We start from the raw sequence: 19505 nt of genomic DNA on the forward strand, positions 1-19505 counted from the left end.
CGCGCCCCCTCATTGCGCGATCCTATCCACGCGACAACTGCTGTGACACAGGGGGGAGCCAGGGTGCATGCCGACGACACGCCGATGCCGATGTTGGCGCCGGGCCGCGGCAGGACCCAGACCGCACGGTTCTGGGCCTATCTGCGGGACGACCGGCCGTTCGGCGGGACCGACCCGCCCGCGGTGTTCTACGAGTTCACCCCGGACCGCAAGGCCGAGCATCCGCAGCGGCGCCTGCGCGACTTCCGCGGCATCCTGCAAGCCGATGCCTATGCCGGGTTCAACGCACTCTATGCGGCCGGCCAGGTGGTCGAGGCGGCGTGCTGGACGCACGCCAGGCACTACTTCCATGACGAGCTGGTCTCGACCAGCAGCCCGATTGCCCGCGAGGCGATCGAGCGGATGAAGCCGCTGTTTGCCATCGAGGCGGAGATCGAAGGCCAGTCACCCGAGCGGCGCCTCGCCGCCCGGCAGGCCCGCTCGGCTCCCCTCATGACCGAGTTGCACAGCTGGCTCGAGGCGACGCTGCGGCGGATCTCCGGCAAGTCCGACCTGGCGAAGGCGATCCGCTACACGCTGGCGCAGTGGGCCGCGCTGACGACGGTGCTGCGCGACGGCCGTGCCTGCTTGCATAACAATGCCGTCGAGCGGCAAATCCGCCCGCTGGCTCTCGGCAGAAAAAACTACCTGTTCGCCGGATCGGTCGAGGGTGGCAAGCGCGCCGCCATCATCTACACCTTGATCGGCACCGCCGAGCTAAACGGCTGGGATCCGCAGGCTTACCTCCGCATCCTGCTCGACCGCATCGCCGATTACCCAATCAGTCGCCTCAGCGACCTGGCACCATGGCACCTGCGGCCTGACCCTGCCTGACCCTCGCCACACTGCCGTAGTCGAGGACGGACGCTTACCAGACAAGAGCTTTATGACACAGTAGTATTAGCGGCCGCCTCAGCCGCGTAACAGTGTCCGTGAAAGCGGGTGAAGGCCACCCATGCCTGCATCGCGGAGCGCAGCTCTCATCGAACCTGCACGTTAAGGCGAAGGGGTTCGTTCATTTAACTGCTTTAGAAGGCGTGAAGCTTCCAAGTCTCCGCGCATAGCGCCCTGCTCATACCAATGCATCGCTGCCGTCCGATCGGCCCCAATGGTCCGAGCGCCGGTGCCGTTGAGAGAATCCGGGTCATAGGTTTTACCGAGAGCCGTTGCAGCGGCTGCACTGCCGGCTTCTGCCGCACGTCGGAAGAGCAGACGCGCAGCGGAGACATCACCGGCGTCGCGCATCGCATGACCACGTCGCATGAGATTAGCCAGCATGTCGGGAGAAATGCTGCGCGGAGCCGGAGCTGATGGCGCCCGGTCCGTCGGCGAGGGTAGTAGTTCCGTTGCCAAGGATGGCGAAGGTTGCAGCGGAGCTGGTGCGGGGCGGATGGCAGGTTCTGGAGGGCGTTGTGGATCCGGCTCCGCGATCGCCGCTACCGGACTTTGGGGCGCGGCTTGGATCCGGTTGGCGTCGTCTGCCTGTAGACCCAAACCGGGCGGCTGCGGTGTCCTGGCCGGCGGCAAAGATGTCTCGACGGTGCTGGCACCCGGTGAAAGTGCTGGGACGCTACCCTCAGAAGGTTCCCCCTCCGCTGACCTGGGCGCCGGCGACGCGGCCGTATCAGATGGCGATGGCGCGAATGGCAGGGCAGGCCCGTCACCGCTGCTGGCCTCGGGCCGAGCAGCCAGGGCATCTGTGGCTGACGGCAGCGACGATGCCTCGACATGGTTGACGGGAGGCGGAGCAACCGAACCGTTGGCATCGGCGGCGGTGGCTGCCGGCAAGTTGCGAAGCTCGGGACTGATGCTGTCTGGCTGATCGGTGACGCTCTCTCCTTGGCGCCTCTCTGGCGCCGTCCGGCCCGGCAGGTCCGGTGCCGAAGCAGGCGTGGCTTGATGAGGCGTTTCCGCATCGGCTCGGGACGATCCGTCTTGTGATGTGGCCGACATCGTGGTGGGGTTTGCCGCCGCGGACTGCGCGTCCGGCTGCGGGCCGTGAGCTGGCGCATGATCCTCCGGTAGCCAGCGCGCATCGGGAGATCCGATTGCCGGGGATGAACGAGGTGGCGCTTCAGGCGGTCGGTCCATGGCCTCACCACCTTCGGGATCGTGGCCCAGTCCCGGGCTCGCCCGCGGACCGACTGATGCCTGCGTGGAGGAGGTTGAATGACCCTGGCTCGTGCCTTGTCCGCTCCAGCCCGGTGGCGGATGGTTGGGCGTCAGCGGCCTGCTCCCCTCGACAGCTGATGAGCCGGAGGGCGGTCCCGTTCCTAAGCCAACCATCCGGCCCAGCGGATCGATGACGTCAAACCGACTGACAAGCGCCCAGCCGAGACCCGCAAGGATAATCAGGGTCAGGGTCGAGCCAAGCAGCACCGCAGCGGGGACAGGCTTACGGGTCGGGATGGTGCTGATCGCAGTCTCGGCTGAGGGCTCGCTTCGTGCGGTCTTCTCCCCGACCGGGCTGCTGGCGCGTGGCGGCGCCGCATCGGGTGTCAGGGGCGGCGATCCATGCGAGGCAAACTGAGCGACCGCGACCGCCGGAGATACCGTATGGTGGGGATTAATTGTGGTCCGCGGCGCTTGCGACACGGGATAGCTCAGAGGTGCAACCTCAGGGACGACATCGTGGCGCTGGTGTCCGTCGTTTTTCGAACCGGGCCGAGCGACAAGCTTACCGATGAAGGCATCACGCACGGCTTGCAGCCACGCCTCGGGATCGACCACCTCTAACGGTGGCTCAAGATCAAAAGCAGCCTCGAGCACTTCCTCCAGCGACAGTTCAAGCGGTGGAAGTGGCCGATACAAAATCGGCGGTAAGCTTCCAAACCTCTTCTCGAACCCAGCGGCTATTAAAACCTGCTTCGCCTCCGGCACAGCGTCCGGATTGATCTCGTTCCCCACGAGGGCGATGCCGCGATCGGCACGGCAGAGGCCGCCTTGCGGCTTGCCGTTTACCCCCACCGTGACTGGCAGCACGGTCCAACCCCCATGGACAGCGGAGATCGCCTGCTCAAAGGCCCGAGCGAAGTTTGCGTCGTCGGTAGCCTTCGGAGACAGAATGCCATTAACCATAAGGACAACCACGTCTTTCCAATACGGTAAATCTTAGAGCGATTTTACGCGTATTCTACAAAAATAGTACGGTGGTATGCTGAACCTATTTGGCAACGGCCACCCTTTCGGCGAAGCCTGAGGGGAGCGGGTGTCATCATGGGCACCGGAACGCGATGCATGCTATGGACGCCGCTACCGCCGCAACAGTGGCGCTGCCCGTGGGGAGTGACCAGCACCCGATTGCAAGCGGCTCACGATTTCCGCATCGCGCTGTCGGTTTTCTGGGCTTCGGATCCCGAATCAGGGAGCGCTTTTGGACGTGGGCACCATGCGGGCCACCCAGTGCATTGGCAATCCCCACAGCTAAGGACAGCCGGGGAGGGGGTGCTTTACGACCGATAGACAGCAACGATGCCGTCGAGGCGCTATTCGGCGATGCCGGTAGCGCCGGCTCTCCGCAATGAAAGCCAGCAGCTTTGGCCACAACCGCTGGCAGCAGACGAGAACAGACGTTGCTTAGAGCCCGTTTGACGCCTCTCATACCACCGCAGCATGAGGTGACCACAGCGTCCTGCCGCTTTCCCTGCACCACCCGCGCGCGCGCGCCCGATCCTGGCGCGATGACCTGACGCCCAATCGCTGCCAACGCCTCGCCACGACTGAAGCAATACTGCAGCCGGCTTGAAACCGCCGCCATCAGCTCGTCCCCGGCCTTTTGGCTCGCCTGTCTCATCCCGGTACAGGAGGGCTTGCTGCTGCTCAAAAACCTTCGAAGTCGGAGTTTCGATGCGATTAGATTCTCCCTGCATCCACGTGCTGCAGGACTCGTTCGATCGTCTCGACGGACTGCTTTGGCGCCCAGCGTGTCGATGCGATTACATGCTCAGCCAAAGGGCAACCCCAAGCGGCAGAAGCAAGATCATAATGGCTGCCAAGCGGAGTGCCAACACCGCAATCTGCACCAGCAGCAACGCCCAGACGCCGGCGGTATCCTCGGTGCTGACCAAATCGTGCTGGACCTGGGAGAGCGTAATCCGCCGACGCGACGCATCCATTCTCGACCCTCAGGCAATTTTGTTACGTAATCTTTAGCAAGCTGGAGGCTTTTCTCAACCTAAATTTGAAATCGGGTGGCTTAATTCTATTAATCGCTAAAATTGACACCGGCGCAGACAGGTAAACGTCAGCGAGCCATGTCGTTCTCATAAAGTTGAGTAGTGCGGCAGGCGGTGGTTCGGCGTGTCGAAGCAGAGGCACAGGAGGGGCCGGCATCGATGAGGCATACATTCGGCTTGGGGGAGACACCGCTGGATGACGACGATGTCGGGACGGCATTGTCAACTTGTTGCCTTCGGATCGAGCGAGCTGGCGAGTTGAGGACGACGTGGGCAGGGATTTCAGGTACCCGCGGCAACCCTGCTGATCGTCACCCACAGCTCGAATGCCCGTACCCTTGCGGCCCAACACTGGATGCGGACATGTGGTCGCGGCGGGGGTGAAACAGGTTGGCGATTTGATCGTGGGCCGGAAAGGAAGCGCTGGGCCTGTCGGGCTGACTCGAAGCGCGTCATCTGCCGCTCTTGTCGTCGCGTCGGCTTGGACTTGCCCCTGGGGCTGGTGGGTTTGCCAACGAACCCAGGCCCCCAGGGAGGGAAGGATGGCGGAGAGGCGAACCCGACGAAGCTTCACGAGGGAGGTCAAGGCGCAGCCGGTGAAGCGGCTGCTGGACGGTGGCAAGGGGCTGTCGGAGGTGGCGACGGAGCTCGGTATCGGCACCGGGCAGCTCAGCCAGTGGCGCACCGAGCACCTGGCGGCCGGCTCGGCTGAGGCACTGGCCGCCCGCAAGGCGGACCAGGCGGAAATGCAGCGTCTGAAGCGCGAGGTGAAGCAGCTCGACGAGGAGGTGGAGATCCTCCGCAAGGCAGCGGCTTTTTTCGCCAAGGGGGCCGCGTGACGAAGTTTGCCTTCGTCTCGGCCGAGCGGGCGAACCACGCCATGGCCACGCTGTGCCGGGTGGCCGGCGCGGGCGTGAGCGGCTTCTACGCCTTGGCGGCGCGCGATCCCCGCCGTTCAAACCAGGGCCGAGGCAGAAGTCGAACTCCGTGGGCAGATCGGCCGCATCTTCACCGCCCGGCGGCGGGTCTACGGTTCGCCCCGCGTCCACGCCGAGCCGTGCCCGGGAGGGCTGCGGCATTCGCGCCGGCGGGTCGAGCGGCTCATGCGCGAGATGGGGCTCTCGGCCCGCCGGGGCCGCCGCACACCACGGACAGCCGCCACGACCTGCCGGTCGCCTCCCACCTGCTGGCGCGGAACTTTGCCGCGGAGAGGCCGGACCAGGTCGGGCTGGCCGACATCTCCTACATTCCGCCCGGCGAGGGCTTTCTGTATCTCGCTGCGATCAAGGACATGGCCACCCGCGGGATTGTCGGCTGGTCCATGGCCGACCACCTCAGATCCGAGCTGTGCATCGGCGCCCTGGTCATGGCCATCCAGCGGCATCGCCCGCCACCTGGGCTGGTCCATCACGGCGACCGCGGCGTGCAATACGCCTCCGGGCCGTATCGCGCGGTGCTGGAGCGGCACGGCATCACCCAGTCCATGAGCCGCCGCGGCAACTGCCCCGATAACGCGCGATGGAGAGCTTCTTTGCCTCGCTTAAGACCGGCCACATCCACCAGGTCCGCTTCCGCACCCGCGAGGAGGCGAGGACGGCTGTGTTCGAGTCCATCGCAGTCTTCGACAATCGGCAGTGTTTGCACTCGGGCGTCGGCTACCGCACCCCGGCCGAAGCGCGGGCCAGCATGGAAGGGGGCACCATGCGCCCAGCCGCATAACGCTGTGATCTCACCCCTCCACTCCGCGGGGGAAGTCCAGGTATGCGCTCCGCCTCAAGCTGAGCAAGTGTTGGCGTTCGCCCTGCCTTGATGACCCCACCGCGAACGATAGTGCGCTCGCGCGTAGTGGGAGCCGGCGCACTGATCGCGAACTCGGTCGTCAGAACGCTCCGATTCGATGGCATCAAACTGAGTGCAATGTAGCCAGCGGCGTTATCGGCAATGGCACTGACAGCGGCTGCATGGACGAGCCCATGCTGCTGTCAGCTGTCTGGCGCGGGTGCCAGTAGAACTTCGACCGCAACGCGTGGGGGCGCGGTCGACCGTCGCTCCGAAGGTTGGCATGAGGCCCCGTCCGGCAAAGCTGGACTGGATATGATAGTCCATGGTGTGCTGATCTGTGGTCACGCAGTCTTCCTGACGGAAGGGTGGTGCCCGCGTCCAGGGCCTGCGACGGAGGCGTCAGAGGCTGTTCCAGTATCGTTCAGAAATGGGCTTTTACCCCGGCCTCTCGCCAACCGGGATTCGGTGCGCGCCAACAACCAGGCTTGCCATCTGCCGTACCCTCCGGTTGAAAGGGTACAAAGGGAAGGGAGCGTCGGCATGAGGTACTCGTCGAGCGCACCGCCCGATATCGGGGTTCGGCAGACAAACTCGTCGGCGGCACTGTTTTTCGTCGTGTATCGTAGCCGAGCGGTTCACCCGCTGACAGGGCAAGACCTGCAAGGCCTGATGCAGGCTGCGCGGGCGCGCAACCGGCGCGAGGCCATCACGGGCATTCTGCTGTATGACGAGGGCCGCTTCCTGCAGTGGTTGGAAGGCCCTGCGGACGGCATCAGCCGGGTCATGTGCTCCATCCGCGGCGATGCCCGCCACACGGATATCGAACTGCTCCGTCAAGGCCCGACCTCCGAGCGCAGCTTCAGCGACTGGGACATGGGGCTCGTCCTGCGGAACGCCGACAATGCATTGCAGCCAGAGGGGGTGATTGAGCCATCTCCTGAGCTCATGCGGACCTTGCAGCGGAATCCAGGTCGGGCAGCCAACCACCTCCTGCAACTTGCCAAGGCTTCCAGCCGCAACAACGCCGCAACACCTGCGCCGGAATCCCCGCCTCCTCAGATGCCGATGGTGCGGACAACGGCGTCGGTGCTGCGGAATGTTTTCCTGAACAATGTCGTTCCAAAGCTTCTGGACCGACACGGCACGGCCGACGACCGTCAGGAGCCAACGCTTTTCGCCGCCCGGGCGGCGGAGCTTGCCGAGCTTCTTCTCGCCAGCGACGAGACGGCATCCCGCGAGGTAATCCACGAGTTGCGCGGCAATGCTGGTGGCCTCGCTGCCCTTAGTACCCCCTTGTTTGAGGCAGCGGCCAGACGCCTTGGCGACCTTTGGGCCGAGGATCTATGCAGCGAATTCGACCTGACGCTTGGCCTGGTCCGCTTGCAGACCGCGGCCCGGCTGCTGGCCCAGGACCCGCCTCAATTGCTGCAGGGCGGCCCGCAGCCCAACGTGCTCATCGTGCCGGCGCCTGGAGAGGCCCACCAGCTCGTCGCCTCACTGGATACCCAGCGGCTCTTGGACAAAGGGTGGGCGCCCCGGCATGAATTTCCGGCCGACGACGGTGCGTTGGAGAAGCTCGTAGCAGGCACCTGGGTCGACGTGTTGGACCTTTCCCTCAGCGCTGCCTTTCACCGAAGCGATCAACTGCCTCGGCTTCGCACGAGTATTGCTCTGGCCCGTCGGGCGTCAATCAACTCGGACCTTCTCGTGGTCGTTGGCGGTCGAGTGTTCGCCGAGCACAGAAGCGAAGGCCTCGAAGTCGGCGCAGATGTCGCCAGCCGGACATCGCAGGGCGTGGAGAAGAGGATGTTGGCTGGGCTCGTGAAGCGCCGTTGAAACGGCGAAAAGCCTAACCTGGGTCGGTACCGTGATCGACGGCCTCGGCGCGACGCGAAGCAAGATATCACGAATAATCAGTGAGCGTCGACAGGTCCACAGCCGACGCCAGCGCGAGGGCCCAGACAATATGGACCGGATGCGGTGTGGCTAACCCCCGTCCGACACCACCAGGATCCCAGCCGAGGTCACTGGATAGCCCTGCACCGACAGCCGCAGATGCGGCGGGAAGAGCGGGCCGAGCGGCGGCCCCTCCGCCTCCACCAGCGGCGCGAGGTCGATGAAGCGGTCCAGCATGCCCGGGCCCTGGTTGTCGTCGAGCGGCAGCATGCGGTGCCCCTCGGCAGCCAGACGCGCCGCCAGCCGCTCCAGGTGCCGGCGCTGGTAGAGCACGGTGCTGCCCCGCCCCACCGTGCCGCCGGCGCCGTCGAGGTTGAACTCTGTGGTGTGCACGGCGATGCCGCCCGGCCTCAGGCAGCGCATCGCCGCAAGGACGAAGTCGAGCCCGCGCTCCAGGCTGCCGAGATGCTCCATGGCGCAGGCCGACCAGACCATGTCGAAGCCGCGCTGCTGCAGATCCTCCGGCAGCCGCGCCATGTCCGCCGGGCGGAAGCTGACCAGCCGGTCGAATTCCGCCCGAGCCAGCACCGCAGGCCGGTAGAGCGCCTCCGTCGCATGGCCGTGCTGGCCGGTCTCGATCCAGTCGCGCGCCCGGGCATCGCCGGCATCGAGGTCGGTCGCCACCACCTCCACCCCATGCGCGGCGAGGATCGCCGGCAGCGCCTCCTGCCCCACCGCGAAGCCGAGGGCGCGGCGGCCCGGCGCCAGCATCCCCGCCTCCCAGCCGGCCTGCAGGACGAAGGCGTCCTCCCACAGCTTGCGGTGATAGACCGGCGGCGTGCCGAGGAGGCGCGCCCAGTGCCGCAGCCAGTCATGCTCGATATCGGCCTGCCGGCAGGTGCGGCTGGCGAGGCCTTGATGCGTCGGCCCGGCCGGCACAGGCGCGGCAGGCCCGGCGCGGCCGGCGGCATAGTGCCGCTCGGCCATCTCCGCGCCGAGCACCTTCACGCTCCAGCGCAGCAGCCCTGCCTCCCGCTCCCCGCGCAGCCTGGTGTCGCCGAGCAGCGGCAGGGTGCGGTGCCGCCGCCGCCAGCGGGCGAGGAGGCGCAGGGGATTCAAGCGCCAGGCTGCCTCAGCCGTCGAGCCGGATGCCGAGCTCGCGGATCAGCGGCCGCCACTCCGCATTCTCGCGCCGGACGAAGTCGGCAAACTCCGTAGGCGACCAGGGTGCGCTCTCGATGCCGAGGTCGCGGAAGCGCGCCTGCACGTCATCCGCGCCGACGCCGGCCTTCAGCGCCTCGGCAAGCCGGGCGACGACCGGCGCCGGCGTCGCCGCCGGCACGCTCATCCCCTGCCAGCCATAGGCGATGGCACCGGCATGGCCGAGCTCGCGCAGCGTCGGCACATCCGGCGCGCGGGGGGACCGCGCCTCCGAGAAGACGCAGAGGGTCTTCACCTTGCCCGTGGTGATGAAGGGAATGCCCGAGGCGCAATCGATGACGACGCTCTCGACATTGCCGGCGAGCAGGTCCTGCATCGCCGCCGGCCCGCCGCGATAGGGCACGTGCGTCGCCTCGAGCCCGGTGCGGCGCTTCACCATCTCCATCGCCAGGTGATGCGGCGAGGCCACGGCGGGCGAGCCGTAATTGGGCGCCCGCGTCTTCGACTGCGAGACGAAACCGGCGAAGTCCTTCACCGGGTTGTCCGGCCGCACCACGAGGAAGAGCGGGAAGCGGCCGATGAAGCCGACGCCCTGCAGGTCCTTGTCCGGGTCGTAGGGCAGGCGGCCATAGAGCGCCGGGTTGTAGACCAGGATGCCGTTGTCGACATGCAGCAGGGTGTACCCGTCCGGCGCGCTGCGGGCCGCGGCCTCGCTGGCGACGACGGCGCCGCCACCCGGCCGGTTCTCGACCACCACGTTCTGGCCGAGCCGCGTGCCGATATGCGCGCCGATCAGCCGCGCGAAGGTGTCGCTCGCCCCGCCCGGCGGGTAGCCGACGATCCAGCGCAGCGGACGATCCGGGAAGGCCTGCGCCCGCGCCGTGCCGGCCAGGCCCGCAGCGCCCAGCCCGGCGAGAAGAGTGCGTCGTCCCAGCATCATTCGAACCCCCTTGTGTGCCATCGAACCTAGCGGAATTCGGCGCTGTTCGTCACGGTCCCGCAGCGGCCAGCAGGGATTGCAGCAGCAGGATCCAGCAAGGCAGCGTCGCCACCGCGAGCAGGTGCTCGAGGCTGGTGATCGCCGCCATCAGCGGCGCATCCCCGCCCATGGCGCGGGCCATGACATAGCTGGTGGTCGCCGTCGGCAGCGCCATGAAGGTGACGGCGGCGGCGAGCGGCAGCATCTCGAGCCCGAGCGCCCGGCCGAGGACAAGCGCCAGCGCCGGCATCAGCAGCAGCTTGATCACGCTGGTCGCCAGCTGCAGCGGCAGCCGCCCGCCGAGCGCGCCCGGCGAGAGCGCCGCGCCGACGCAGAGCAGGCCGAGCGCGACCGAGGCCTGGCCAAGGGATTGCAGCAGCGGCTTCACCCCATGCGGCAGCCCGCCGAGCAGCGCGATGGCGAAGCCGGCCAGGCAGGCCAGCAGCAGCGGGTTGAGCAGGAGCTGGCGCAGCACGCGGCGAGGGGAGAGCCTGCCGCCGCTGCCCGGCCCGAGGGCGAAGACGATGGTCGTCAGCGTCTGCACGAAGGGCACGATCAGCCCCGTCGCCACCGCGCCGAGCGCCGTGCCGCCCGCGCCGAAGATCCCGCCGATCACCGCGAAGCCCATCAGGTTGTTGAAGCGGATGCCGCCCTGGAACACCGAGGTGGTGGCCGGATGATCGATGCGGAAGGCCCGGGCCAGCGCCAGGCTGAGCGCCCCGCCCGCCAGCAGGCTGAGCCAGATGGCGAGCCCCATCCGCCCGATCGGCAAGGCGAGGATGTCGACCGAGGCGATGGCCGAGACCAGCAGCGCCGGCATCAGCGCCCAGAAGACCAGCCGCTCGATCCCCGACCAGATGGCGTCCTGCGGCAGCAGCCAGCGCTTCAGCAGGGCGCCCATCAGCAGCAGCCCGAAGGGCGGCACGAAGACGTCGAGATAGAGGATCAAGCCTCAGGCGCCGCGATCGGCAGGGCGGGGGCTGCCCGCCAGCTCGTGCAGGCAATGCGCCTCGGTCCGCGGCTCCGCCCCGCTGGCCCGCGCCGCGGCATGGGAGACGCGGAGCCGCCCGCCCTCCGCGTAGAGGATGAGGTCGAGCGCGCAGGCCGGGCCGGCATAGAGCCAGATCTCGGCCGTGCCCTCGCGGCGGCGGAAGGCGGGCTCGCCGAGCCAGCGGCGCAGCGCCTCCGGCCCGAGGCCGAGGAATTGGGTAGCAACGACCGGCCGCGCCGCGGCAGGCTCGGCCGCTGCCGGCATGGCGACCGGCGTTGCAGCCAGCGGGGCGGCCGGCAGGACAGCCGGTGGGGCGAGGCCGGCGCGGCTGGTCTCGAAGGCCCGGCGGAGGGCATCGGCCCGTTCCTCCGGCGCGGCGCAAGCGCCGAGCAGGCCAAGGACCGGCAGCAGGAGGAGGGGGCGGGGCGCCATGGCGGCGCTGGCTCCGGAGCAGGCGGCACGCCGCCGGGGAGGGCCCCGGCGGCGCGGTTGGCGTCAGGCCTCGACGGGGGTGACGACCGGGCGGGGCGCCGGGGCGGCGCTGCCCTCGGTGATCATCTCCATGCGGCCGGAGACCTGGCCGCCTTCCTCCACCGAGAGCTTGCGGTAGCGGGCGGTGCCGGTGACCTTGCCGGTGCCGCGGATGGTGAGCGAGCCGCGGGCGGAGATGGTGCCGTCGAACAGGCCGGAGATCTCGGCATCCTCGACCTGGACCTCGCCGCGGAACACGCCGGTCGGCGCGACGAAGAGCTCGGCCGCCTGGATCATCTCGGACTCGACGGTGCCCTCGACCACCAGCCGCTCGGCATCGCTCACCGTACCCTGCAGGCTGATGCCGCGGCCGACGACCAGGGTGCGGCGCTCGGCCGCCTCGGGCCGGGCCGGCGGACGGGCAGGCACGCCGAGCGGCGCGGCCGCGGCCGGCACCGCCGGACGGGGCGCCAGGCTCGGCGTGGCGGGGGCGGCATTCGGCTTCGGGGCCATCGACATCATGGGAGTGTCCTTAAGTGTTGAGCGGAAGGGCGGCACGCCGAAATCGGCGTCGCGTGCGGCGGAGGTCGTGCCGGTCCCTTCGGTCCCAGATGCCGGGTTCGGAGCCTCGTTCGACCCTTGGCCCGTTCCAGGGTCGATGGCCGGCGTGGCCGGCCCGTCGTCGCGTTTGCGGCCGAAGATGGCCATGCTGTCCCCCAAAGATCCACGGCGCTGCGCCACGGCGGCGCATCGACGGGCCATGCGTATTCCCCATACGGTCGGCCCGACAGCCACCGGCTAACATGCCGCATTGTGCCAACACAACGGCGTGTTGCATTACGCCTGCGGAATTCTTGATGTGCTCGTTATCCGGTCTGACGATCGGCTCGGTGCAGCAGATGCGTCATCGCCGCCGTGCCGAGGACCGGGACCAGGAGGTTGAGGCCCGGGACCAGCGAGATCGCCGCCAGCAGGCCGCCGACCAGCAGCACCGGCAGTTCGCGCCGCCGCCGCTCCGCCCGCGCCTCGGCCACCGCCAGGCGCCGCTGCGCCACGCCCTCGAACAGGCCATGGCCGAGCGCCACGGTCGAGACCAGCCAGAGGGCGACCGCGCCGAAGGGCGGGGCGAAGGCCAGCAGCGGCAGGGCCGCCAGCGTCACCACCCCCGTCTTCAGCGCAAAGACGAGGTTGAACCGCGCCTGCGCCATGAGGCTCGCGCCCTGCGGCGGTGGCAGCTGCGGGTAGAAGCGCCGCTCCACCGCCGCCGAGACGGGGTCGAGGAAAAGGCCCGAGAGCGCCAGCATCACCGGCACGAAAAGCCACACGGCGAGCACCAGCACCAGCAGCCCTCCGAGCGCCCCGGCGATGCTGGCCAGCCAGCCGCTGCCGCCCGCGACGCCAGCAACGGCCCAGGCCGATGCCGCGGCGAGGCCGAGGAAGGCGAGCAGCGCCGCGCCGAAGCTTTTGGCCAGCGGGCCGAGGAAGGCCGGGTCGCCGAGCTGGCGGAGGGCAAGCAGGCAGGCGGCGATCATGCAGGTGGGGTCCTCTCGGTGGTTGCGGCGGCCCGGGGTGGGGGCTATCCCGGCCCGGACCGGGGCACAATGCCCCGGCCCCAACGCCCCGCATGAGGTCCCATGAGCGAGCCAACCCTCGACATTCTCGGCATCGGCAACGCCATCGTCGACGTGCTCGCCCGCGCCGAGGACGGGTTCCTCGCCGCCGAGGGCCTCGACAAGGGCGCGATGCGGCTGATCGGCGCGGAGGAGGCGGAGGGGCTCTATGGCCGGATGGGGCCGGGGGTGGAGAGCTCCGGCGGCTCGGCCGGCAACACCTGCGCGGTCGCTGCGGCGCTCGGGGCGCGGGTCGGCTATCTCGGCAAGGTGGCGGATGACGCGCTGGGCCGGGTCTTCGCCCATGACATCCGCGCCGCCGGCGTGCATTTCCCGACCGCGCCGCTGCAGGGCGGGGCGCCGACGGCGCGTTGCCTCATCCTGGTCACGCCGGATGCGCAGCGGACGATGAACACCTTCCTCGGCGCCTGCACCGCCTTCTCCCCGGCGGATGTCGACCCGGCCGAGGTCGCGCGGGCCAAGGTGACCTATCTCGAGGGCTATCTCTTCGACCCGCCGGCGGCGCAGGAGGCTTTCCGCGCCGCCGCCCGCGCGGCCCATGCCGCTGGCCGGCAGGTGGCGCTCAGCCTTTCCGATGCCTTCTGCGTGGAGCGGCACCGCGAGGCCTTCCGCCGGCTGGTCCGCGACGAGGTCGACATCCTCTTCGCCAACGAGGCCGAGATCGCCGCCCTCTACCAGACCGATTTCGAGGCCGCCGCGGCCCAGGCCGCGCAGGAGGTGGCGCTGGTCGCGCTGACCCGGAGCGAGCGGGGCAGCCTGATCCTCGCCGGCGGCGAGCGGCAAGAGGTCGCCGCCTCGCCCACCACCGTCGTCGACACCACCGGGGCGGGCGATGCCTATGCCGCCGGCTTCCTCGCCGCGCTCACCCGCGGCCTGCCGCTGCCGGAATGCGGGCGCTGGGGCTCCATCGCCGCGGCCGAGGTGATTTCCCATTTCGGTGCAAGGCCGCAATCCGATCTGAAAGCCCTGGTTGCGACCGTTCCGGGGAACCGCCCCGTCTCCTCCGTGTTGGGCTGAGCAAGGCCCGGCCGCGTCCCCTTTCGGCCGGAGGCCAAAGGAGACGCCCCCATGACACGCAAGACCACGCTCCTCACCACGACGCTCGGCCTCGCGCTGCTCGCGGCGCCGGCCCTGGCGCAGTCCGGCCCGGCGACCATGTCCGGCGCCCATTCCTCGGCCGAAAGCGGCATGATGCATCAGCGCCACCACGGCATGCACAGCGAGCGCCGCGCCGAGCGGCGGGCTATGCGTGAGGAAAACCGCCAGGATGCCGCTGGCCTGGTGGAGGAGGCGAGCGAGGCGCTCCGCCGCGGCCGCACCGCCCAGGCGAACGAGCTGCTCGAGCAGAGCGAGACCCGCCTGCTGACCCGCAGCATCCCCGCCGACCGCGCCGGCCAGCCGATGCGCAGCCCGGCCCTCGACAGCCTGGCCTCCGCCCGCAGCGCCCTCCAGAGCCGCGACCGCGCCGGCGCCCAGACCCAGATGCAGCAGGCCATCGCCATCCTCCGCCGCGAGGGCACCGGCATGTCCAGCGGTGCCGATGCCTCCTCGATGCCGATGCAGGGTTCCGGCATGAGCTCCGGCATGGGGCAGACCGGTGTGTATCCGGGCAGCATGACCCAGGGCCTGCCCGACCAGGGTGTGTCGGACCGCGGCATGTCCGGCCAGGGCACCTATGGCCGCGGGATGATGCAGGATGGCGGCGCCGCCGGCCGCTCGATGAGCCGGGCCGATGGCATCCTCCGCGTGCAGGGCACCGGGATGAACGCCCCGCGGGACATGCAGACCCGGCGCGACGGCCAACCGGCGACCAGCCATGGCGCCACCAACCATGGGGCCGGCGGGGTCGGCGCCGCGCCGACGCCCGGCGCCACGCCGACGCCGCAGGTGACCGGCAGCGGCCGCAGCCACAGCGGCGGCGCCGTCACCATGGGCACGCCGAGCAGCGGCAATGCCAGCGGCACCCCGGCGAATCCGGCGCCCAACCAGTCCTACGGGCGCTGAGCACGACGGGCGGGAGCGGGCTTCAGCCCCTCCCGCCCGCGTTTCCCGCACTCGGCCCTCGCTTTTTGCCCGGCGAAGGCCTATGTGTGCGCTGCAACAAGCCGCCAGCCTGCCCTGCCCGACCCCCAGCCGCCCCTGGCTGCCGAGGCCGGGCTTTGCCCTGCGTTGCGACGGCACCGGAATCAAGGCCCCGCAATGGACATCCGTAACGTCGCGATCATCGCGCATGTCGACCATGGCAAGACCACGCTGGTCGACAACCTGCTGAAGCAGGCCGGCGCCTTCCGCGCCAACCAGGCCGTCGCCGAGCGCGCCCTCGACCGCAACGACCTGGAGCGCGAGCGCGGCATCACCATCCTCGCCAAGTCCACCGCCGTCGAGTGGAAGGGCGTGAAGATCAACATCGTCGACACCCCGGGCCACGCCGATTTCGGCGGCGAGGTGGAGCGCATCCTCTCCATGGTCGACGGCGCGATCGTCCTCTGCGACGCCGCCGAGGGGCCGCTGCCGCAGACCAAGTTCGTCCTGACCAAGGCGCTGGCCCGCGGCCTCCGCCCGATCGTCGTCATCAACAAGGTGGACCGGCAGGACGCCCGCCCGGACGAGGTGCACAATGAGGTCTTCGACCTCTTCGCCGCCCTCGGCGCGACCGACGAGCAGCTCGACTTCCACACCCTCTTCGCCTCCGGCCGCCAGGGCTGGGCCGATCTCGAGCTGGAAGGGGCCCGCAAGGATCTCTCGCCGATGTTCGACCTGATCCTGAGCCATGTCCCGCCGCCGAAGGTCGAGCTCGACAAGCCCTTCGCCATGAACGCCTCGATCCTCGAGAGCGACAATTTCCTCGGCCGCATCCTGACCGGCCGCGTGGAGCAGGGCACGGCGCGCGTCAACATGCCCGTCCGCGTGCTGCGCCAGGACGGCACCGTGGTCGAGAGCGGGCGGCTGACCAAGCTGATGACCTTCTCCGGCCTCGACCGCGTCCCGGTCGAAGAGGTCCAGGCGGGCGACATCATCGCCATCGCCGGCCTCTCGGATGCGACCATCCCGGACACCATCGCCGCGCCTGACGTGACGGAGCCGCTGCCCGCCATCCCGGTGGACCCGCCGACGCTCGCCATGACCTTCCGCATCAATGACGGCCCGCTCGGCGGCCGCGAGGGCAAGAAGGTGACGTCGCGCCAGATCCGCGACCGGCTATTCAAGGAGACCGAGGGCAACGTCGCCATCAAGGTGAAGGTGTCCGAGGAAGTGGACGCCTTCGAGGTGGCCGGCCGCGGCGAGCTCCAGCTCGGCGTGCTGATCGAGCAGATGCGCCGCGAGGGCTTCGAGCTCACCATCGGCCGCCCCCGCGTGCTCACGCGCGACAACCCGGAGACCGGCGAGCGCGAGGAGCCCTTCGAGGAGGCGCTGATCGACGTGGACGAGGCCTATTCCGGCGTCGTCGTCGAGAAGATGTCGCAACGCAAGGGCCAGATGCAGGACATGCGCCCGTCGGGCGGCGGCAAGGTCCGGCTGACCTTCCACATCCCCTCGCGCGGCCTGATCGGCTACCACGGCGAGTTCATGACCGACACGCGCGGCACGGGCATGATGAACCGCCTCTTCCTCGGCTACTTCCCCTGGGCGGGGCCGATCGAGGGGCGGCGCAACGGCTCGCTGATCTCCAACTCCGACGGCGAGGCGATCCAGTACGCGCTGTTCTACCTGCAGGAGCGCGGCACGCTCTTTGTCGATCCGGGCGTCAAGGTCTATGTCGGCATGATCCTCGGCGAGCACAGCCGGGACAACGACCTGGACGTGAACCCGATCAAGGAGAAGAAGCTCACCAACATCCGTGCCGCCGGCAAGGACGAGGCGCTGCTGCTGATCCCGCCGCGGCGGATGAGCCTCGAGCAGGCCATCGCCTATATCGAGGATGACGAGCTGGTGGAGGTGACGCCGGGCGCGATCCGCCTGCGCAAGCGCTACCTCGACCCGCATGAGCGGAAAAAGCACGCCCGCCGCGCGGATAGCGAGGCGGCGTAAAAAAAGCGGCCTTTGTCCATGATTCGGGAAGGCTCCGGTGGCATGATGCCGGAACCTTCCCGATCCGGACCGAGGATGCTGCCGTGACCACGCCCATCGCCGAGGATTTCGCCGCCATCCGCGCCCGGCTCGAGGCCATCTACGCCGAGGAGCGGGGCCGGGCCGCCGAGCCGGCCCCCCAGCCCCGCGCCACCCAGCCGGCCGATTTCTACGCCTGGCTGACCGGCGGAAACCTCTGGCCGGCCAGCAGGCCCGTCACAGGCTGAAGGCGAGGCCCGCTACCATGGCGACGAGGAAATTCACCACGATTCCGATCAGCACTGCGGCCAGGGTGAAGCCGCCCACCCGCTCCTGCGGCATGCGCAGCACGATCGGCGCTCCCTTGTAGAAGGTGTAGAGGCTGTAGAGGCCGAGGAAGGCGAGGATCGCCAGCGGCGGGATCAGGGCGAAGATCCCAGCCAGCCAAGCCGCCGTCGGCGTATGGACGGCGAGCTTCATCGCCGAGGTCTCGTCCGCCGCTCCGCCGAAGCGGGGCGAGAGCGCCTGGATCACCTTGCCCCAGATCCAGAGGCCGAGCAGCCCCAGCAGGTAGCTCAGCACGGCATTCGCCAGCAGGCTGAAGACGCCGATCCGCGCACCGAGCACGCTGCCGAGATAGCTGGCGAAGATCGCCGAACCGATGAAGCCCGCCACCGCCGGAATGGCCGCGAGCGGCGCCGCATAGCCCTGGAAGAGGCTCGCCGTATCCGCCGGCTCGGCCGCGATCGCCCGCCATTCCTGCTCGGGCCGCTGGAGGAGGGCCTTGGCCCGTTCGAAGAGCGCCATGGTCAGCGGTAGACGAAGGCGGCGTCGTCGAGGTCGATGGCGGCGAAGGCATCCTTCTCCGTCCAGTAGTCCTGGGTATGCTGCCATTCCGGCTTGTCGCCGCGCTTCGGCAGCAGGTGCATCCCCCGCATCAGGTAGCCCGGGTTAAAGTTCTCGGGGTCGATCCAGGGAAGGATCGGCATGTCCCGATCCTCCGGCCGCAGCGCCACCTCGACGCGCTTCGCCCCCTTCGCCTCCATATGCTGCAGCAGCCGGCAGACGAAGTCGCCGACGAGGTCCGCCCGCAGCGTCCAGCTCGCGCGGAAATAGCCGAAGACCCAGGCCAGGTTGGGGATGCCGGTGAACATCATCCCGCGATAGGTCACCGTCTCGTGGAAGGCGAGCGGCTTGCCGTCGATCTCGAAGGCGATGTCGCCGAGGACGTTGAGGTGGAAGCCGGTGGCGGCGACGACGATGTCCGCCTCCAGGTGCTGGCCCGACTTCAGCCGGATGCCCGCCTCGTCGAACTGCTCGATCTCGTCGGTGACGACCGAGGCATCGCCGCGCGCCACCGCCTGGAACAGGTCGGCATCGGGGACGAAGGCGATGCGCTGGCGCCAGGGCCGGTAGCTCGGGGTGAAGTGGGTGTCGAGGTCGTAGTCCGGCCCGAGGATGGAGCGGAGGTTGGCCAGCATCTCGGCCTTCACCTTCTCCGGCTCGGCGAAGCAGCGCTCGGTGAAGACGGTCTGCTCCAGCAGGATCTTGCGGCGGACGATCTCGTGGATCCAGGTCTCGTCGACCTGCAGCTTGCGCAGCTCCTCCGCCAGCTCGATCGCGTTGCGCCCGGTGCGGAAATAGGTGGGCGAGCGCTGCAGCATCGTCACATGCGCGGCCTTGCCGGCCATGGCCGGCACGATGGTCGCGGCCGAGGCGCCGGAGCCGATGACGACCACGCGCTTGCCGGCATAGTCGAGGTCCTCCGGCCAGGTCTCGGTATGCACGAGCGCGCCGCGGAAGCGCTCCTTGCCCGGCCAGTCGGGCATGTAGCCATGGTTGTGGCGGTAATAGCCCTGGCACATCCAGAGGAAGCCGGCGGTGATGGTCACCGCCTCGCCGGTGTCGCCGCGCGTCGCCTCGACGGTCCAGCGGTTCTCGGCGCTCGACCAACGGGCGGAGTGGATGGTGTGGCGGTAGCGGATATGCCGGTCGAGGCCGTTCTCCTCGATCACCTCGCCCATGTATTTGCGGATCTCGTCGGCGGTCGCGATCGGCGTGCCGGTCCAGGGCTTGAAGCGGTAGCCGAAGGTGTGCAGGTCGCTGTCGGAGCGGATGCCGGGGTACTTGTGCGTCCACCAGGTGCCGCCGTAGGTCTCGGCCGCCTCCAGCACGAGGAAGCTGGCGCCCGGGCGCTGTACCTTCAGATGATAGGCGCCGCCCACGCCGGAGATGCCGGCGCCGACGATCAGCACGTCGACATGCTCGGCCTGTTGCGGGGAGGACCGTTCGAGGATGGCGGCTTCGGACATCGTCCCTGCTGTTCCTTGCTG

Annotated in this window: 17 protein-coding genes and 3 pseudogenes; 10 read left to right on the plus strand and 10 right to left on the minus strand. The window is 68.9% G+C overall.

Annotation, left to right across the window (positions count from 1 at the left end):
• Positions 1-42: 42 nt before the first annotated feature.
• On the plus strand, positions 43-873 hold the full coding sequence (gene tnpC, locus AC5JJ1_RS27625; RefSeq protein ID WP_495788333.1) for an IS66 family transposase: 831 nt from the start codon (positions 43-45) through the stop codon (positions 871-873).
• 3101 nt (positions 874-3974) lie between these two features.
• Here the strand turns inward: tnpC and AC5JJ1_RS27630 are convergent.
• The gene (locus AC5JJ1_RS27630; protein ID WP_495788334.1) at positions 3975-4154 is read right to left on the minus strand and encodes a hypothetical protein; all 180 of its coding nucleotides are present in this window, start codon (positions 4152-4154) and stop codon (positions 3975-3977) included.
• A gap of 602 nt (positions 4155-4756) precedes the next feature.
• Between AC5JJ1_RS27630 and AC5JJ1_RS27635 the strand changes: the two genes are divergently transcribed.
• From AC5JJ1_RS27635 to AC5JJ1_RS27650, 4 genes and pseudogenes are all read left to right on the plus strand, one after another.
• Positions 4757-5053: a transposase gene (locus AC5JJ1_RS27635; RefSeq protein ID WP_495788335.1), complete on the plus strand. Its 297-nt coding sequence runs from the start codon at positions 4757-4759 to the stop codon at positions 5051-5053.
• A 105-nt stretch (positions 5054-5158) separates the two neighbouring features.
• Positions 5159-5344: pseudogene (locus AC5JJ1_RS27640) on the plus strand (IS3 family transposase); the annotation flags it as partial.
• Positions 5272-5706: pseudogene (locus tag AC5JJ1_RS27645) on the plus strand (DDE-type integrase/transposase/recombinase); the annotation flags it as partial. The pseudogenes AC5JJ1_RS27640 and AC5JJ1_RS27645, both read left to right, overlap by 73 nt.
• 26 nt (positions 5707-5732) lie before the next feature.
• Positions 5733-5933 (plus strand): IS3 family transposase, encoded by a 201-nt coding sequence (locus AC5JJ1_RS27650; RefSeq protein ID WP_495788336.1) that lies wholly within the window; start codon positions 5733-5735, stop codon positions 5931-5933.
• On the opposite strand, the pseudogene AC5JJ1_RS27655 reads toward AC5JJ1_RS27650, so the two are convergent.
• A pseudogene (locus AC5JJ1_RS27655) lies at positions 5870-6178 on the minus strand (hotdog family protein); the annotation flags it as partial. The gene AC5JJ1_RS27650 and the pseudogene AC5JJ1_RS27655 overlap by 64 nt on opposite strands.
• A 358-nt stretch (positions 6179-6536) precedes the next feature.
• On the opposite strand from AC5JJ1_RS27655, the gene AC5JJ1_RS27660 reads away from it, so the two are divergent.
• Positions 6537-7832, plus strand: a complete 1296-nt coding sequence (locus AC5JJ1_RS27660; RefSeq protein WP_495788337.1) for a BLUF domain-containing protein — start codon at positions 6537-6539, stop codon at positions 7830-7832.
• Between the two features lie 150 nt (positions 7833-7982).
• Here AC5JJ1_RS27660 and AC5JJ1_RS27665 read toward each other — a convergent pair whose 3' ends face one another.
• The 6 genes from AC5JJ1_RS27665 to AC5JJ1_RS27690 form a co-directional block, all read right to left on the minus strand.
• Positions 7983-9011 (minus strand): class I SAM-dependent methyltransferase, encoded by a 1029-nt coding sequence (locus tag AC5JJ1_RS27665; RefSeq protein ID WP_495788338.1) that lies wholly within the window; start codon positions 9009-9011, stop codon positions 7983-7985.
• Between the two features lie 13 nt (positions 9012-9024).
• A complete protein-coding gene (locus AC5JJ1_RS27670; protein ID WP_495788339.1) occupies positions 9025-9993 on the minus strand; it encodes a Bug family tripartite tricarboxylate transporter substrate binding protein in 969 nt (322 codons plus the stop codon).
• A gap of 49 nt (positions 9994-10042) precedes the next feature.
• Positions 10043-10981, minus strand: a complete 939-nt coding sequence (locus AC5JJ1_RS27675) for an AEC family transporter (RefSeq protein WP_495788340.1) — start codon at positions 10979-10981, stop codon at positions 10043-10045.
• Positions 10982-10984: 3 nt separating this feature from the next.
• Positions 10985-11455 carry a hypothetical protein gene (locus AC5JJ1_RS27680; protein WP_495788341.1) on the minus strand — a complete coding sequence of 157 codons (471 nt, stop codon included), beginning with the start codon at positions 11453-11455 and terminating at the stop codon, positions 10985-10987.
• A 63-nt stretch (positions 11456-11518) separates the two neighbouring features.
• Positions 11519-12016 (minus strand): bactofilin family protein, encoded by a 498-nt coding sequence (locus AC5JJ1_RS27685; protein ID WP_495788342.1) that lies wholly within the window; start codon positions 12014-12016, stop codon positions 11519-11521.
• 344 nt (positions 12017-12360) lie between these two features.
• On the minus strand, positions 12361-13026 hold the full coding sequence (locus AC5JJ1_RS27690; protein WP_495788343.1) for an EI24 domain-containing protein: 666 nt from the start codon (positions 13024-13026) through the stop codon (positions 12361-12363).
• A gap of 102 nt (positions 13027-13128) precedes the next feature.
• Between AC5JJ1_RS27690 and AC5JJ1_RS27695 the strand changes: the two genes are divergently transcribed.
• From AC5JJ1_RS27695 to AC5JJ1_RS27710, 4 genes are all read left to right on the plus strand, one after another.
• Positions 13129-14142 (plus strand): adenosine kinase, encoded by a 1014-nt coding sequence (locus AC5JJ1_RS27695; RefSeq protein WP_495788344.1) that lies wholly within the window; start codon positions 13129-13131, stop codon positions 14140-14142.
• A gap of 51 nt (positions 14143-14193) precedes the next feature.
• Complete coding sequence (locus AC5JJ1_RS27700; protein WP_495788345.1) at positions 14194-15129, plus strand: ATP synthase subunit B family protein; 936 nt, start codon at positions 14194-14196, stop codon at positions 15127-15129.
• A gap of 195 nt (positions 15130-15324) precedes the next feature.
• On the plus strand, positions 15325-17154 hold the full coding sequence (gene typA / locus AC5JJ1_RS27705; RefSeq protein ID WP_495788346.1) for a translational GTPase TypA: 1830 nt from the start codon (positions 15325-15327) through the stop codon (positions 17152-17154).
• Between the two features lie 83 nt (positions 17155-17237).
• Positions 17238-17420 (plus strand): hypothetical protein, encoded by a 183-nt coding sequence (locus AC5JJ1_RS27710; protein ID WP_495788347.1) that lies wholly within the window; start codon positions 17238-17240, stop codon positions 17418-17420.
• Here the strand turns inward: AC5JJ1_RS27710 and AC5JJ1_RS27715 are convergent.
• Entirely contained in the window at positions 17410-17979 is a 570-nt protein-coding gene (locus AC5JJ1_RS27715) for a Yip1 family protein (protein WP_495788348.1), read from the minus strand. The genes AC5JJ1_RS27710 and AC5JJ1_RS27715 overlap by 11 nt on opposite strands.
• Before the next feature lie 2 nt (positions 17980-17981).
• Positions 17982-19484 (minus strand): flavin-containing monooxygenase, encoded by a 1503-nt coding sequence (locus tag AC5JJ1_RS27720; RefSeq protein WP_495788349.1) that lies wholly within the window; start codon positions 19482-19484, stop codon positions 17982-17984.
• Positions 19485-19505 lie beyond the last annotated feature (21 nt).

The organism is Belnapia sp. (assembly GCF_059504005.1).

What these genes read in the sequence shown, in the direction of transcription:
- typA (WP_495788346.1), top strand. Translation starts at nt 15,325, where the DNA reads ATGGACATCCGTAACGTCGCGATCATCGCGCATGTCGACCATGGCAAG.
- AC5JJ1_RS27670 (WP_495788339.1), bottom strand. Translation starts at nt 9,993, where the DNA reads ATGATGCTGGGACGACGCACTCTTCTCGCCGGGCTGGGCGCTGCGGGC.
- AC5JJ1_RS27690 (WP_495788343.1), bottom strand. Translation starts at nt 13,026, where the DNA reads ATGATCGCCGCCTGCCTGCTTGCCCTCCGCCAGCTCGGCGACCCGGCC.
- AC5JJ1_RS27660 (WP_495788337.1), top strand. Translation starts at nt 6,537, where the DNA reads ATGAGGTACTCGTCGAGCGCACCGCCCGATATCGGGGTTCGGCAGACA.
- AC5JJ1_RS27635 (WP_495788335.1), top strand. Translation starts at nt 4,757, where the DNA reads ATGGCGGAGAGGCGAACCCGACGAAGCTTCACGAGGGAGGTCAAGGCG.
- AC5JJ1_RS27650 (WP_495788336.1), top strand. Translation starts at nt 5,733, where the DNA reads ATGGAGAGCTTCTTTGCCTCGCTTAAGACCGGCCACATCCACCAGGTC.
- AC5JJ1_RS27685 (WP_495788342.1), bottom strand. Translation starts at nt 12,016, where the DNA reads ATGATGTCGATGGCCCCGAAGCCGAATGCCGCCCCCGCCACGCCGAGC.
- AC5JJ1_RS27700 (WP_495788345.1), top strand. Translation starts at nt 14,194, where the DNA reads ATGACACGCAAGACCACGCTCCTCACCACGACGCTCGGCCTCGCGCTG.
- AC5JJ1_RS27695 (WP_495788344.1), top strand. Translation starts at nt 13,129, where the DNA reads ATGAGCGAGCCAACCCTCGACATTCTCGGCATCGGCAACGCCATCGTC.
- AC5JJ1_RS27630 (WP_495788334.1), bottom strand. Translation starts at nt 4,154, where the DNA reads ATGGATGCGTCGCGTCGGCGGATTACGCTCTCCCAGGTCCAGCACGAT.
- AC5JJ1_RS27720 (WP_495788349.1), bottom strand. Translation starts at nt 19,484, where the DNA reads ATGTCCGAAGCCGCCATCCTCGAACGGTCCTCCCCGCAACAGGCCGAG.
- AC5JJ1_RS27680 (WP_495788341.1), bottom strand. Translation starts at nt 11,455, where the DNA reads ATGGCGCCCCGCCCCCTCCTCCTGCTGCCGGTCCTTGGCCTGCTCGGC.
- AC5JJ1_RS27715 (WP_495788348.1), bottom strand. Translation starts at nt 17,979, where the DNA reads ATGGCGCTCTTCGAACGGGCCAAGGCCCTCCTCCAGCGGCCCGAGCAG.